This is a genomic window from Ruminiclostridium papyrosolvens DSM 2782, from assembly GCF_029318685.1.
GTDB lineage: Bacteria > Bacillota > Clostridia > Acetivibrionales > DSM-1351 > Ruminiclostridium > Ruminiclostridium papyrosolvens.
Window position 1 is genome coordinate 1,257,301 of record NZ_CP119677.1, and the last position, 14,374, is coordinate 1,271,674.

Consider the following 14,374-nt stretch of genomic DNA (forward strand, 5'->3'; position numbering starts at 1 on the left):
TCTTACTTTTTTCAAAAGGAGAAAATTACATATGTCGAAATTTGATAAATATTTTTTAATGAGTCCATCGGATGCGGCTGAATATGCAGCGGAAAAGCTCAGTATATTTTGCTGCGATTGTGAACTTGACAGTAAAGAAATAGGTGATGGAAATCTGAATTACGTATTTCGAGTATGGGACAAAAATTCTGATAAATCAGTGATAATAAAACAAGCTGGTTTTACTGCAAGAATTTCTGAGGATTTCAAGCTTTCGCCTGACAGAAACAGAATTGAGGCAGAAACTCTCAGATTTCAGGGGGATTTAGCGCCGGGCCTTGTACCGGTAGTATATAAATATGATGATACCTTGAGCTGCTGCTCTATGGAAGATTTGTCAGATTATACAATAATGAGACAAGCACTTCTTCAACATAAGATTTTTCCGAAATTTGCGGAACATATCACCACTTTTATGGTCAATACGCTACTCTTAACTTCAGACGTTTTTTTGAATCATCAGGAGAAAAAATCACTCGTAAAAAGCTATACAAACCCTGAGCTTTGTGAAATAACAGAGGATTTGGTGTACACGGAGCCTTTTAATGATTATAAGCATCGCAATGATGTTTTTTTGCCAAACCTTGATTGGGTAAAAAAAGAGCTTTATAACGATAATGAGCTGAAACTTGAGGTTGCAAAACTAAAGTTTGATTTTCTTACAAATGCACAAGCCTTAATTCATGGCGATTTGCACACCGGTTCTATCTTTGTAAATGAAAATTCAACAAAGATTATAGATCCTGAATTTGCATTTTATGGGCCTATGGGTTATGACGTCGGTAATATAATAGCAAACATGATATTTGCTTGGGTAAACGCAGATGCTACTATGGACAATGAGGAAGAGTGTATCAACTTCAAGAATTGGGTTGAGAATACCATTTGTGAAATTATTGATAAATTCAAAGCAAAATTCATGAAAGTATGGAAGGAAGAAGCCAAAGAGGTTCTGGCAAAAACTCCCGGATTTTCACAGTGGTATTTAAGTCAGGTAATACATGATACTGCAGCGGTTGCAGGGCTTGAACTATGCAGACGTATTGTGGGTATGGCACATGTTAAGGACATTACTTCCATAGAAAATGAAAGTGCAAGATTACGTGCAGAACGCATTTGCATAACTGTTGCAAAGGGTTACATAAAGAACCGTGAAAGCTATTTATTTGGAGAACAGTTTGTTAATACCTTAAAAGAGGTGGAATACGAATTCCCAAGATAGGAGAGGTTACTAATGACAAATACCACAAAGAATGTTTATGATTTGGAAACTGTTATGTTGGAGGATGCCACTAGTGAAATGGTAATTATAGACCAGACCTTACTTCCCTCCGAAACTGTTTTTTTAAGATTAAAAACTCAGAAAGAAATTTGGGAGGCCATATATAAGCTTCGTGTAAGAGGTGCTCCTGCGATAGGAGTTGCAGCGGCATACGGGATTTACCTTGGAGCCAAGGCCATAAAAGCTTTGGAGTATAAAGAATTTTATACTGACTTTATCAGTCTCAAAAAGTATCTTGCATCCTCCAGACCTACGGCGGTTAACCTGTTCTGGGCTCTTGACAGAATGGATGAATGTGTAAAAAGATACAAGGAAAAGACAGTGGAGGATATAAAGTTTGAGCTGTTGAAGGAAGCCCATAAAATTAAGGAAGAGGATACATGGGTGTGCAGAAGTATAGGCGAATACGGTCTTACACTTCTAAAGCCGGATATGGGTATTCTTACCCACTGCAATGCGGGACAGCTTGCCACGTCCAAATATGGTACTGCACTGGCACCGATATACGTTGGTCAGGAAAAGGGCTATAATTTGAAGGTTTTTGCGGATGAAACCAGACCTCTCCTTCAGGGAGCCAGATTAACCGCTTATGAATTAAATAAGGCTGGTGTGGATGTAACACTAATTTGTGATAATATGGCTTCTGCAGTTATGAAAAACGGATGGGTGCAAGGAGTCTTTGTGGGGTGCGACAGGGTTGCAGCTAATGGAGATACTGCAAACAAGATAGGAACTTCGGGGGTAGCCATATTGGCAAAAAACTATAATATTCCTTTCTATGTCTGTGCTCCGACTTCAACAATAGATTTGAATTGTGCTTCGGGGAAAGATATATGCATTGAGGAACGTAATCCAAAAGAGGTTACTGAAATGTGGTATGAAAAAAGAATGGCACCAAAGGATGTAAAGGTTTTTAATCCTGCTTTTGACGTTACAGATGAAAAATTCATTACCGGAATAATAACTGAGTATGGTATAGCTAAAGCTCCCTACAATGAATCACTAAAAGAAATATTTAAACGTAAAAGAGGTATGGTATAATGGCGGAGAAGAACAGCTCTAAATATCTTACCCATGAGGAAGCCGCACATGCCATAGTTGAAGTGGGAAAGAGAATGTACCTAAAAGGCTTTGTAGCTTCCAATGACGGTAACATAAGCATTAAGACAGGTGAAAATGAAATATTAACAACTCCTACGGGTGTTTCTAAAGGCTACATGACCCCCAAAATGCTGGTAAAAGTGGATTTAGAGGGACAGGTTATATCGGGCAGCACAAAACCTTCGTCAGAACTGAAAATGCACCTTCGTGTATATAGCGAGAATCCTGAAGTAATGGCTGTAACCCATGCACATCCTCCGGTAGCTACTTCCTTTGCAATTGCTGGGATTGAACTGGACAGGGCCATTTTGCCCGAAGCGGTAGTAAATCTGGGAACTGTACCCATAGCTCCCTATGCTACTCCGGGCAGTCAGGCTGTGCCTGACTCAATAGCACCCTATTGCAGGGAGTACAATGCGGTACTGCTGGCAAATCACGGAGCTGTAACCTGGGGGAAGGATGTGTTTGAGGCCTATCACCGACTTGAGTCTCTGGAGTACTATGCCACGGTATTAATGTATACCGGAAATATTATAGGAAAAGCCAATGAACTCAGTTCCAAGCAGATTTCACAGCTGGTTGAAATCCGACGTAAGCTTGGAATCAATACAGGTGGTACGCCAAAGGGAAAGGATTTGGAATATAAAATAGAAGATAATTCACCTGATGAATTTTTAATCCGTGATATAATTGAGCAGGTAACAAATACTGTGATGAAGAAGTATAAAAGCAAATAAAATTAAAGGGGCCTGAATTGTGAAGGATATTTCATTACAAGAAAAAGTAATAGGTATGGAAAAAAAGATGTGGGAAGCTTTTGCATCAGGTAATTCAGCTTCATTCGGAGAGATAGTTTCAGCAGATGCAATGATGATATGCGGAGGATTTAAAGAAATCGGCGCAGAATATGCAAGGATTGTGGAGAACGTAAACATAAGTAATTATGAGCTTAGTGAATTTGACGTAAAAGTAATTAACCCAAATGTGGTTTTAACTAACTACATTGTGAAAGTTGACTGTCAAGATTACACTTTGGCTGGGACATTCAGGGTTTCATCACTTTGGATAAATGAGGATGGTAACTGGAAAGTAGTATTTAATCAAGATTCAAATTTAGTATCTCAATAACATTTATCAATTTATACCGCAAGTTTTGGTAAATAAATCCGAACTGCGGTTTTTTTGTGCCTGCTGAGTAGCAACATGAGAAGCTTATGGAAATTTGACAACCGGAAAGGAGATATTTAAAATGGAAATCAAGGTTACCGATGAAATAAAAAAAGAAGATGAAGATATTGTATATAAAGGGTTATTAGAATATAATTCTGCTAGAATAGAAGATAAAAATCCGAAGGATTTAGGTGTTTATCTGCAAGATGAAACAGGAAAAACAGTTGCCGGACTAATCGGACATACACATGGTAATTGGGTGTTTATTAAATACTTATGGGTAAGCGAAGAACTAAGAAGATGTAATATTGGAAGCAATATTTTAAATCAAGCAGAACAAACAGCAAAAGAGAGAGGCTGCAAGTATTCTTTTTTGGATACTTTTAGTTTTCAAGCACCTGAGTTTTATAAAAAGCATGGTTACAAGGAAGTCTTTGTACTGGAGAATTTCCCTGTCACAGGAAGCCGTTATTATTTTACTAAAACCCTTTAAAATTTATGAGGTTATGAATATGAAACTTACATTAGTTCCACTTAAAGCAGAAAACATTGCAATGTTTAAACGAGATATGCAAGAGGCATTTCAATATGGATACGAAATCGAATGCGGGGCATCCCAGGAAATAATTTTACCGGAAAAGGACATAGATGATTCACTCAATGCCAAGGGTGCTGAAGCGTATCAGGTAATTATTGACGGTGAAGTTTCAGGCGGAGCAGTCATAACCGTTGATAACGCTACATATCATAATCATTTGGACTTTCTTTTTGTTAAAGTCGGATGTCAGGGAACTGGCGTTGGACAGGCAATTTGGAAGGCAATAGAAAATTTACACCCTGAAACAAAGGTATGGGAAACATGCACGCCTTATTTTGAAAAGAGGAATATTCATTTCTATGTCAATAAATGTGGCTTTCACATTGTTGAGTTTTATAACCCTCTCCACCGGGACCCCAATGTGCCGGAGAATTTGGGAGGAATGCCGGCTGATATAGGCAGTTATTTCTTTAGATTTAAAAAAAATATGATTTAGCCCATAACAGAGATTTTATCACCGGCTCAATGTAAACTGTACCAACCTTTGATTATAGTTGTACTCTCATCACTTGGATAATATCGCTTATCAGTACCATGCTCTCCAACAGCAAATACAGAAAAGCCAAGCAGCCAAGGCTCATTTTCAAAGGTTTGTCTATATGCTTCAAAGCAGTTAGCCTGTTCCATATTATTTGTAGTATTACTTTGATATGGATTCCATGGATGAACGGAAGCTTTAATGGTTTTTGGAAAGCCAAGTTCTCCAAGGAAAACAGGCTTATTCCACTTATTATGAAAGTTCTTTAATTCCTGTTTGACATTTTGATTTCTTGATAATATTTGGGTACTTTGTAATGAATTTACAAGATTCTTGACGGAATTTGTGTCTTTATCCGTAAGCTCAAAATATGCTGCTATAGAAATAAAGTCCAATTTAGAAAACAGCTTGTTATTTAGCTTGGCCTCATAGCTTTTAACCGAAGACGTATCCCACTTTGCTGTAATCCACCAACTGCTTCTGTAAGTTACTAATCCATTATAGTATTTTTTAACGAAATCTACAGTATCACACCAATATCCCTCTGCATATTCCATATGGTTAAAGCCTGTTCCTATATTCAACGCTTCTACATGATAAGGTACTGCCACATCATTTATTAATACTTTTAATACATTTGTTTTCCAATTCCAGAAGAAAGTATTTATGTCACCGGGATTCCACTCGGTTTCATATTTACTGCCATTTGCAATCCAAGGATATGGCTCTAATATTATATTAATATTCTTGTCTTTTAATTTTTTAATCAAGTCAATTGCTTTTCTTTCACTTTCTTTGTCAATGGTCATAGCAGATGAGGATAAATCCTTTATGTTTATCACAACCGGAACGTTTATGGTATTAAAGCCAAATTTACTAATTTCTCTTAAAGCCTCGTCAATTCGATAGTCTGTAGATAAATTTCCGGATTTGATTTTCACTGCAAAGTTTCTGTCTAATGTCCTGCCTTCAAGTTTATTCATATCATTGTTAACCAGATTTCCAATGCTGTTACTATTTCTAATAATAAAGAATGTACCGGTTAATATAATTATTAATATTATTGCTAAGACTATTTTATTATTCATTGTTTTCCTCTTTAAGTATGACCCAAAATTATGTAATTATTATATAACGAAATACAAATAAAATACCGGTTTAAACACATATATAGGAACTTAATCATGTAAAGCACAACCAGTAATGGAAATGCATTACTTATTAGTAACTTCTCTTTCATTGACAGAAAATAGTTTCATATTTATATTATGAGTGAGGCATGATAATTTTGTCCAGCTATATTATATAAAACATGAATTATACTTTGTTGCAATGGGAGATATTATAATGAATAAAAGAAACTTGGAAAGCTACGAGGCTTCTTACCTTGTTTTAATTACATTTATTGTTGTTCAATTGTTTTTGGTTTTTGTCAATATTTATATTACCCAAAAATTTTCTATTGATTTTTTCACTATAGTTGTTGTTGAATTAATTTCAATTCTATTTTCTTATTTTGCAGGAATTGTCCCGGCAGCAGTATTTTCAATTGTATATATTATGGGTTATATTGTGTATGCCGTTAATGGTAATAGTAATATTAATTTAGTAGGCTATATACTAATGTTCTTTGTTCCCTTGTCAACTGTTGTTGCCGGAAATATGAACAGAACAAGAAAGAAAGTAATAAATGATTTAATTAAGCTAAATGAACTGGAAGAAATGCAGCTAAAGATGGACCCGCATACGAACCTTGAAAATGAGATTGCTTTTAAAGAAGTCTTATCAAAACAGAGCAATCTGGCCTACAGATATCCTCAGTACAATTTTTCTGCAATTATGTTCCGTTTGGAATTTATTGATACTCTTAGAGCATTATTGGATGCGAAAGAGTTCAACTATTTATTGGAAAAGATAGCGGAAATTATCCAGAATTGTATCAGAGAAGAAGACTATAAATTTATTGTCAACAACAACAGATTTGTAATAATAACTCCATTGACCTCCAGTGAGGGAATTGCTCCGGCGAGAAGAAGAATACTGGAGGGGGTGGAACAGCTCAATATAAAGGATGAAAATGGAGAGGCCGTTAATATTGTTTTGAAGACTGGAGGAATAGACTATTCAAAGGACAAGCATGATATGTTCAAGGAATACAAAGGGGTGCTGCTTGCCTTGCAAAAGGCTACAGAGGTTGATATTTACAGTGAATATGCCAATTAAAATTGGAGTTTTCATATTAATATTTATGAATTTAAATAGTCCTATAGTCAATGCTGACAGTCAGAACTTAAAACAGTGTTTTTATATAGTATCTGAAAATAAGGACAGCAAGGATTTAAGTGAAGATTTGAAAGCTTTAGACAATATGAAAATTCCTGTTTTTGTAGTAATAAATCCAAATAGTAATATCCATAAGGAGATTATAGCAGTACTTGAAAGTCTCCAAAAGGAATCGAAATTAAGGATTCTCCTTGAGAATAATAATGGAATTGAAAAAAGTTATTTTGCTGTACAGGGCTATGCCAATAAGCTGAATCTATACGGATTATGTAACATACAAAAAAATAAGCTTTTATATATGGGACAAAATAATATTTCATTTAGTGCAATAAAAATAAAAAAAGACCCTTTGGAAACCATGTCAGAGGTTAACCTTGAAAAGGAGCAAAACCACAATTATGCATTGGTTATTAATGGAGACGAATTTAATATCAGTACTTTGCTTTTAGCCTGGAATGAACTTCAAGGATTAACCTTGGAAGTACCAGACTACAGATTTTATTTAGAAAGTCCTTCCTTGATTTATGTGATTTTTACTTATGTAGGCGATGTGACAGTTACTTTTTTTGCCATCAGTATAATTATATTTGTTTCAGCAATTATAATATTTAAGAAGTGGTCCCAAGAAATGTTTATAAATAGGGGAAAGTAAAATGCTTAATGTATATTATATTATTTTCATTGTATCAATATTTTCCATATGGACTTCAGTATTGATTAACATAATATTGGTTTTCGGCGCAATTGGATATGTTGCCCATGAAAGAAAAAACAAGGTTAATCTAGATAAATATAATGACAGGCTGCCGACTGTTACCATAATGATACCGGCTCATAATGAAGAAAAGGTTATAGCCTCTACATTGGAGAGAATTTTGGAATTAAATTATCCCCAGCATTTGATTCAAATAATTGTAATAAATGACAATTCTTCTGATGCTACAGGAGTTCAAATAAAAAAAGTACAGGATAATAGTCCCGAAAGAAGAATAAATGTAATCACTACCAATAAGGAAAACGGGGGCAGGGGAAAGGCACATGCTCTGAATCTTGCATTGAAACAAGCAAAAGGAGAATGGATTTGTATTTTTGATGCGGATGCCGCGCCGGAACGCAATACCCTCAAATTCCTTATTATAAAGAGCTTTGAGGACAAAAGATTTGCGGCGGTTTTTGGAAGAAATAAAGCCAGAAATAGAAATAGAAATTTTCTGACGAAATGTATAAACTTAGAGCTTATTGCTTCTCAGAGAATTGTAAACCCGGGTAAATGGTATCTGTTTAAGTTGGGGCAAATTCCCGGTACGAACTTTATAATCAACAGAACGATTCTGCAAAAGGTAGGAGGATGGGATTCCAGAGCTATTACGGAGGATACGGATTTGGGGTTCACAATAATGAAAAGGAATTATCTGATTGCATATGAAAGCAGAGCAGAGGCCTATCAACAGGAGCCGGAGAAACTCTCCGTATATGTCAAGCAAAGAACTAGATGGGCTAAGGGAAATCTGTACGTTGTTTTCAAGAATTTTCCAGATTTATTCTCAGGTCTGGCTTGGAGAATTAAATTTGATATTTTGTTCTATTGGATGACTTATATATGGTTTTTACTGTTTGTTTTAATTTCTGATGGGATTTTATTATTCAATATAGTTAGTGGAGTTATTGATTTCATATATCCGGGTTTGAATTTATTGGGACAAACCTCACTGGCTGTAAATTTTAACTTTAATTTGTCTTTCTTATTGATGTACGTAATATTTGTGCTGCAGATTAATGTGGGTTTGGCCAGTGATAAAGGTCAGAGTACCGCTGAAAATGTGTTAATTTCCTGTGTATCCTATTTTACGTACGCTCAGGTATTTATATTTATATCCTTGAAAGCAACATATTCCTATATTAGTGATCGTATTTTCAAAAGAGAAGCCAAATGGTACAAAACAGAAAGGTTTTAATTTTATGAAAAGCTATAAAAGATTCGTATTATTAACAATATCATTTATTTTTGCTATTACAGTTTTTTCAATATCAATGGTAAATACTTTAAAAGCTCAAGCCGTGAATTTGGATGCTGATACCTTCAGCTATAAATGGAAGGCTGACACTCTGGTAAGCACAAGCAAGCAAAGTGAAAAAAGCTTCTATATACCTCAGAATATGAGCTGTAATAATTTTGTTGTTGCTTTAAAGATAAAACAAAGCCAAACCCTTATTAAAGAAATATCTTCAATTTCAATTTTTATTAATAATAACAAGGCTTACTCAGTCATGCTGAATAAAATTGATGCTTCAGGAATAGTAACGGTGCGTGTTCCGGATTATTTAATATATAAGGGTAATAATACAATTGCCATTCAAGGCTTTTTAAAGTCAACCAGAGAAAAATGTGAATTTAATAATGATATAAATTGGGTTATTGTGGATAAAGATTCTTCTTTCAGCTTTAATTATACAAGAAAAGACAGTAATGATATAAAGAATATTTTTGAGGATACTTATTACTCAAATGGCTCAAAGGAAGAGGTAGACATAGCCTTGCCCGATAATTTAGCACAAGATAATTATTCCCAGATTTCCTCCATTTCTGCAATGCTTGGCTACATGCATAAGAATAAAGATACGGATGTAAACATAAAAACTCTCAAATATTCAGATTTAAAGGATATTAAAAGAGAGACAATAGTCATTGGTACAGCGGAGCAAATTAAAGCTTTAAATAGAGGATTACTCTCGCGAAAAGAATGGGAGGAGGCAGAAAAAAACGGATATATTGCTATAAGAAAAATAGGTACAAGAAATCATTTTATACTTATAACTTCAAATGAAGGGCAAATAGAAACACTATGCAGGATGTTACAAGCTAAATCATCCTTGTCACAATTAAAGGGAAAAGACTATGTTTTGAACAATAATAAAATAGTCATTAAAGAGAAGTTTAATACAAGGCCGACCCTAAGTTCCTTGGGCTATGAAAATGCATCTCAAATAGGCAATGGAACAAAGGAGTTTAATTATTATTTCACAATTCCTGCAAAAAAAACTTTAACTGAAAACAATATGTTTACCTTTGTATTTAATTATTCCTCATTAATAGACTATAAAAATGGTTATGTGACTGTCGCAATAAACGGAGAAAAATTCATGAGCAAGAGCTTGGTCAAAGGTAGTGTTCAAGATAAACTGGAATTTACTGTCCCTGAAAAATATTTTAACTATGCAGGCTTTAACATTTCTTTGAGGTTTAACTTAAAACCTGACGTTGAAAATTGCACAGCACAAAGCTATGGCGATATATGGATTGAAATTGACAGCTACAAGAGTAATTTTAATCTGGAATTAAAGGACAGAACAAAATATTCATTACTGAATTCTCAGGGACTGTTGCAGGATTCCAATGGAAATGTAGATGGAAGCATAACTGTTGATGATTTTAATAATTTATCTTTAGACAGCCTATGCCAAATAGCATCTTATCTGGGGCGGGTTTCGCAAGGAGTAAATAAGCTTAACATAAATGTGCCAAAGGATAATGCAAAAGCAGGTGCTATTTTCTGTTTGACATCAAGTTCAGTTATAAAAAAAGTGAATAGTAATTTGAGAATACCTATTTCAAATAATAATCAATTTGTTAATAGGGATTTGTTCATTCAAAATACACCTTCTTTAGGAGCAATAGAGTTATCACTAAAGGGAGAAGAGCTTGTAATTGCCGCTAATGATAAAAATCAGCTAAATAATACAATTCAAAATTATTCAAAAGCAATAGGTTCTTATGATACAGTACTGCTAAAGGATGGAAAAATAGTTGATACCTTCGGGGATACAAAAGCAATACCACGTGTTGAAGTAACTTTAAAAACAAACTATGAGATTATATTAGCGTTATTGCTATTGTTGAGTGCTTCCATTACTATTTTTATCTTGTATTTAAAAAAAGTGAAATAAGTTAAGTTATTCTTATTAGCACTTGTGCTTAAAAAACCTAATATTGGTAAAAAATTACAATATAATAATTTTGAAGGAGTACAAACAACATGGTAAAGATATTAAGCTTAAACATTGATGAAAACATTTTAAAAAAACGACAGAATTAATGTTTTCATTGACGAGGGGCCTGTAAAAGTTATTTCTCAGGCTTCTGACAGTCCGATTACTACCTTTGCAAGTTTTGGTGCACTAGGTAAAAAAATAGTTGCATCTCGGGAAGAAAAAAGGTTTTTACTAAATATAAGCTGCATCTTATATTTTTATTCCAATGGCAATGAAGTAAAAATGGTTGCAGATAATAATTTTACGTATATTGTGGCACATACACTCCAATTCTGGGAGAAAAAACTTGTGTCAGAGAGCTTTTTTCGGTGTCACAAGGGGTATCTGGTAAATATAAACAATGTATTAGAAGTAGTTCCTTACTTTAATTCAACCTTAGCATTAAAGTTTAAGGATAACAAAAATATTATTCCGGTAGGAAGAAAATATTTAAAGATGTTCAAGGAGGCAATAAGCTGGTAACCACCGGCTTATTTTTTTATACTCAAATTCTTGTACTTCATAACGCCAAATTTGCATTTCATCATTAACATCATATATGTTTTACAAAAACGCAGATAATGTTTTTGTACCAGATGATAAATTCATAAATCAATATGAAAAAATTAGATAAAAAAGGAGGAAATTACAATGCAGGATATTAAAGTAAAGAACCCTGATTCATTAGAAGTAGAAATAGAAGGTAGGGTATACGACCTAAGTAAAATACCGGAGTACAAGGACTTACTGGTTCAGAAGGAAGTTGCCAACGTGCTGAATCAATTAAGTCTCAAGGATATAACCGAGAATCTTTATCTTACGGTTGAATTGTTTTATGTTGCTTACAATGGTGTTGCAGGTGCGAGAGGGGGTACAATACAAGCGGAAATTGCATCTATTCAGAGTGACCTTGCCTTACTCTGTAATGAGTGCGTGGAGACAATGACAAGTTTTAATGAAGAAACAGGTAATATTCTAACCCTACTGTGTGATATGTACAGATGGCTTACACAAGGAAAGGAGAGCATAGCGATAAAAAAACTTGCTCATTGTTCCGAATCATCTTCAACAATGTCAGCTGCCGCAAACCGCCTGGCTGAAAAGTTCAAAGAACTGCAAATAAGATCAACCAAAGCGCGTTCAAATACTATTGAAGAAGAGGCAAGTGAGCAGGATAAGAAATTGGCAGCTGAAAAAGCTGAAAGAGAGCTGAAAGCAAAACAGGAAGCCGAAAAGGTAAATCAACAGGAGCTGGTGGCTCAAATCGGGGAAATGCAGCAGAGATATGACGAGGCAAAAGCAAGAGAAGAGAAGGAAGCTACAAAATCACTTGTACTGGGTATTACAACGGCCATCGCCAGTTGCGCAAGTGCGGGACTTGGTGCATTTGTAGCAGTAAAAAATCCTGTTTCTACAGCTATATCGGGTACTGTATCCAGTATGGAATTATCAAAGGCACAGAAGGAAGCAAATGATAAAAAAGCACTTTCAGATAAAGCACAGCAAGACTTGCTGACTGCCAAGGACGAGCAAACTAAGAAGAAAAACCGTGTAGACAGTCTTTCAACTGAAATAGCAGCATTAAATAAGCAAATATCAGAAAATGAGAAAAATCAGGATACTCTGGCAAAGCTTAAACAACAGCTTGAGACTAAAAACGGAGAACTTACAAAAGCAAAAGATGATATAAAAGCAGAAGACAGCAAGATTGAAGAACTTCAAAAAGTATCAAATAATTCTACAGCCGCCTATACGGCTGCAGCAACTTCACTTCAGAATTTGGCGAAAAGTACAGGACAAATGTCTCAGGCAGCTGCAAATGCAGAAGAATCCATCCACGCTGAAAAAATGAGCTATCTTAATCAGAAACTAAATCTTGAAAAACAAAAAAGAGAATCTCTTGTGGCATTGGCACAGTATGCAGAAACGGTAAAGAATTTAAAAGCCGATGAGAGTATGGCTACAGTATCCGTAAACTCTTTGCACGCTGCTGTTGAAGCACTGGGGAAAATCATTGCAACCCTTACAAATGCAAGTTTATTCTGGGACCAGATGTCGTCCTTTTGCAAAAAAATGACCGAGCAAAGTTTTCAGCAAACTATAAAGGACTTGACAGCACCGGATTCCGGCTTTAGTACCGAGGAAAGAATACAAGAATATAAATCACTACAGTTTATGAGAAAATTTTTGGGATATATGTGTCAATGGGTAGCCATAAATGGATTGTCCGGAGAATACTTGATTACTGCAGGTGAAGCACAAAAAAAAGCCGTGGAATACCTGAAACAGTCTCCTACGATTGAAGAAGCATTAAAAAAGGCGCCTGAACTGGCAAAAAACATGGAACTGATGTTAAACAAGAACTTACTGGAGTCTGGAAAAGTAATTGCTGACTTAGAACAGCAGAAATCACTAATTGAAAACAAAAAAAGTTAAGGCAGGCGGAGTATGGGTACAATTCAAAAAAACAACTTTATTACAGTAATTGAAGTATTGAAGAAATCAGTAGAGGAACTTAGACAACAAAAAAAAGAAGAAGCTACGAAGACAATACTGAGCATTTCGAAAGATATTCAATTCTTATTTGAGAGTTCTAAAAAACTAAAGGCATCAGCCGAGGAAGAACAACAGAAAATTTCTGATACTATCACTGAAATCATAAAAAGTGAAGCAGCTATCCGGGAAAGTTACCTCAGCACACAAAAAAGCATAGATGCTATAAATGTTTCTATCAGCACTAATTCCGTTAAAAAGGATGATTTATTAAAACAGATTGATTTATTCAGAAAAGAGTTAAGTGATGATGAGAGGCTGCTTAAAGAGCATCGTAGAAAGCTGGACGAACTTAATGACAGCTCTGCCATAAGTATTATAAGGTCAATTCTCTCTCTTGGACTGGACAGAGCCATTATGGGAGTTCAGTGTCTGATTAATAATGATGCCGGACGTATACAGGAACTGCAAAATAAAATTCAGAAATTTAAGGAACTACTCAATAATAATTCATCGGAAATACACAAAGCCGAAGAACTGTTAAAAAGCTTAGCTGAGAGTAAACAGGCATATGAAGTGAGTCTTGCCCAGCTTAGAGAAAAGGAAAATATCCTGAATACAAATGAGCAGTTATCCAGAAACAATCTGGCCTTTATTACAAATGCGGCACTTTTTTATGGCAGATTGTCTGTAATGCTGGTGCAAATAGACCATAGAATAGATGATGTTGTTGATATTGTGACCGAATTGGATGACAAGGTACCCAAAATAATTGATTTTGACAGCACCGGAAAGAGTCTGGTTTCTCTCAGAGAGGCAATGATTAAATACGATAAAGTTCTGGAGACCAGTGGTATGGCTTTAAAATAGTTTTTGTAACCCTATATATTTAAAGAAAGGA

14 protein-coding genes are annotated in these 14,374 nt (G+C 35.0%); 13 read left to right on the plus strand and 1 reads right to left on the minus strand.

Going from position 1 to position 14,374, the window contains the following annotated elements:
* The first annotated feature begins 31 nt into the window (after positions 1-31).
* The 6 genes from mtnK (at position 32) to P0092_RS05575 (ending at position 4,626) form a co-directional block, all read left to right on the plus strand.
* Complete coding sequence (mtnK, locus tag P0092_RS05550) at positions 32-1,261, plus strand: S-methyl-5-thioribose kinase (RefSeq protein WP_004617004.1); 1,230 nt, start codon at positions 32-34, stop codon at positions 1,259-1,261.
* 12 nt (positions 1,262-1,273) lie between these two features.
* On the plus strand, positions 1,274-2,362 hold the full coding sequence (gene mtnA, locus P0092_RS05555) for an S-methyl-5-thioribose-1-phosphate isomerase (RefSeq protein ID WP_004617005.1): 1,089 nt from the start codon (positions 1,274-1,276) through the stop codon (positions 2,360-2,362).
* A complete protein-coding gene (locus P0092_RS05560) occupies positions 2,362-3,159 on the plus strand; it encodes a class II aldolase/adducin family protein (RefSeq protein WP_004617006.1) in 798 nt (265 codons plus the stop codon). Before mtnA ends, P0092_RS05560 begins: the two co-directional genes overlap by 1 nt.
* 19 nt (positions 3,160-3,178) lie before the next feature.
* Entirely contained in the window at positions 3,179-3,550 is a 372-nt protein-coding gene (locus tag P0092_RS05565) for a nuclear transport factor 2 family protein (RefSeq protein WP_004617007.1), read from the plus strand.
* 121 nt (positions 3,551-3,671) lie between these two features.
* Positions 3,672-4,085 (plus strand): GNAT family N-acetyltransferase, encoded by a 414-nt coding sequence (locus tag P0092_RS05570; RefSeq protein WP_004617008.1) that lies wholly within the window; start codon positions 3,672-3,674, stop codon positions 4,083-4,085.
* Between the two features lie 19 nt (positions 4,086-4,104).
* The gene (locus P0092_RS05575) at positions 4,105-4,626 is read left to right on the plus strand and encodes a GNAT family N-acetyltransferase (protein WP_004617009.1); all 522 of its coding nucleotides are present in this window, start codon (positions 4,105-4,107) and stop codon (positions 4,624-4,626) included.
* 26 nt (positions 4,627-4,652) lie between these two features.
* Here P0092_RS05575 and P0092_RS05580 read toward each other — a convergent pair whose 3' ends face one another.
* Positions 4,653-5,756, minus strand: a complete 1,104-nt coding sequence (locus tag P0092_RS05580; RefSeq protein WP_004617010.1) for a glycoside hydrolase family 113 — start codon at positions 5,754-5,756, stop codon at positions 4,653-4,655.
* 259 nt (positions 5,757-6,015) lie between these two features.
* Here P0092_RS05580 and P0092_RS05585 point away from each other — a divergent pair, with 259 nt between their 5' ends.
* From P0092_RS05585 to P0092_RS05615, 7 genes are all read left to right on the plus strand, one after another.
* The gene (locus tag P0092_RS05585) at positions 6,016-6,891 is read left to right on the plus strand and encodes a diguanylate cyclase domain-containing protein (RefSeq protein WP_004617011.1); all 876 of its coding nucleotides are present in this window, start codon (positions 6,016-6,018) and stop codon (positions 6,889-6,891) included.
* Between the two features lie 25 nt (positions 6,892-6,916).
* The gene (locus P0092_RS05590; protein WP_276187101.1) at positions 6,917-7,603 is read left to right on the plus strand and encodes a hypothetical protein; all 687 of its coding nucleotides are present in this window, start codon (positions 6,917-6,919) and stop codon (positions 7,601-7,603) included.
* Position 7,604: 1 nt separating this feature from the next.
* Positions 7,605-8,906, plus strand: a complete 1,302-nt coding sequence (locus P0092_RS05595; RefSeq protein WP_004617013.1) for a glycosyltransferase family 2 protein — start codon at positions 7,605-7,607, stop codon at positions 8,904-8,906.
* Positions 8,907-8,910: 4 nt separating this feature from the next.
* Positions 8,911-10,896, plus strand: a complete 1,986-nt coding sequence (locus P0092_RS05600) for a cellulose biosynthesis cyclic di-GMP-binding regulatory protein BcsB (RefSeq protein WP_004617014.1) — start codon at positions 8,911-8,913, stop codon at positions 10,894-10,896.
* Positions 10,897-11,139: 243 nt separating this feature from the next.
* Entirely contained in the window at positions 11,140-11,463 is a 324-nt protein-coding gene (locus P0092_RS05605; RefSeq protein WP_276187217.1) for a LytTR family DNA-binding domain-containing protein, read from the plus strand.
* 168 nt (positions 11,464-11,631) lie between these two features.
* Positions 11,632-13,416 carry a coiled-coil domain-containing protein gene (locus P0092_RS05610; protein ID WP_004617015.1) on the plus strand — a complete coding sequence of 595 codons (1,785 nt, stop codon included), beginning with the start codon at positions 11,632-11,634 and terminating at the stop codon, positions 13,414-13,416.
* A gap of 12 nt (positions 13,417-13,428) precedes the next feature.
* The gene (locus P0092_RS05615) at positions 13,429-14,343 is read left to right on the plus strand and encodes a coiled-coil domain-containing protein (RefSeq protein ID WP_004617016.1); all 915 of its coding nucleotides are present in this window, start codon (positions 13,429-13,431) and stop codon (positions 14,341-14,343) included.
* The last annotated feature ends 31 nt before the right edge of the window (positions 14,344-14,374 follow it).

Bases quoted from the DNA above. Each gene is read 5' to 3' on its own strand.
- mtnK (WP_004617004.1), top strand. From the start codon at position 32: ATGTCGAAATTTGATAAATATTTTTTAATGAGTCCATCGGATGCGGCT.
- mtnA (WP_004617005.1), top strand. From the start codon at position 1,274: ATGACAAATACCACAAAGAATGTTTATGATTTGGAAACTGTTATGTTG.
- P0092_RS05560 (WP_004617006.1), top strand. From the start codon at position 2,362: ATGGCGGAGAAGAACAGCTCTAAATATCTTACCCATGAGGAAGCCGCA.
- P0092_RS05570 (WP_004617008.1), top strand. From the start codon at position 3,672: ATGGAAATCAAGGTTACCGATGAAATAAAAAAAGAAGATGAAGATATT.
- P0092_RS05575 (WP_004617009.1), top strand. From the start codon at position 4,105: ATGAAACTTACATTAGTTCCACTTAAAGCAGAAAACATTGCAATGTTT.
- P0092_RS05580 (WP_004617010.1), bottom strand. From the start codon at position 5,756: ATGAATAATAAAATAGTCTTAGCAATAATATTAATAATTATATTAACC.
- P0092_RS05585 (WP_004617011.1), top strand. From the start codon at position 6,016: ATGAATAAAAGAAACTTGGAAAGCTACGAGGCTTCTTACCTTGTTTTA.
- P0092_RS05590 (WP_276187101.1), top strand. From the start codon at position 6,917: ATGAATTTAAATAGTCCTATAGTCAATGCTGACAGTCAGAACTTAAAA.
- P0092_RS05595 (WP_004617013.1), top strand. From the start codon at position 7,605: ATGCTTAATGTATATTATATTATTTTCATTGTATCAATATTTTCCATA.
- P0092_RS05600 (WP_004617014.1), top strand. From the start codon at position 8,911: ATGAAAAGCTATAAAAGATTCGTATTATTAACAATATCATTTATTTTT.
- P0092_RS05610 (WP_004617015.1), top strand. From the start codon at position 11,632: ATGCAGGATATTAAAGTAAAGAACCCTGATTCATTAGAAGTAGAAATA.
- P0092_RS05615 (WP_004617016.1), top strand. From the start codon at position 13,429: ATGGGTACAATTCAAAAAAACAACTTTATTACAGTAATTGAAGTATTG.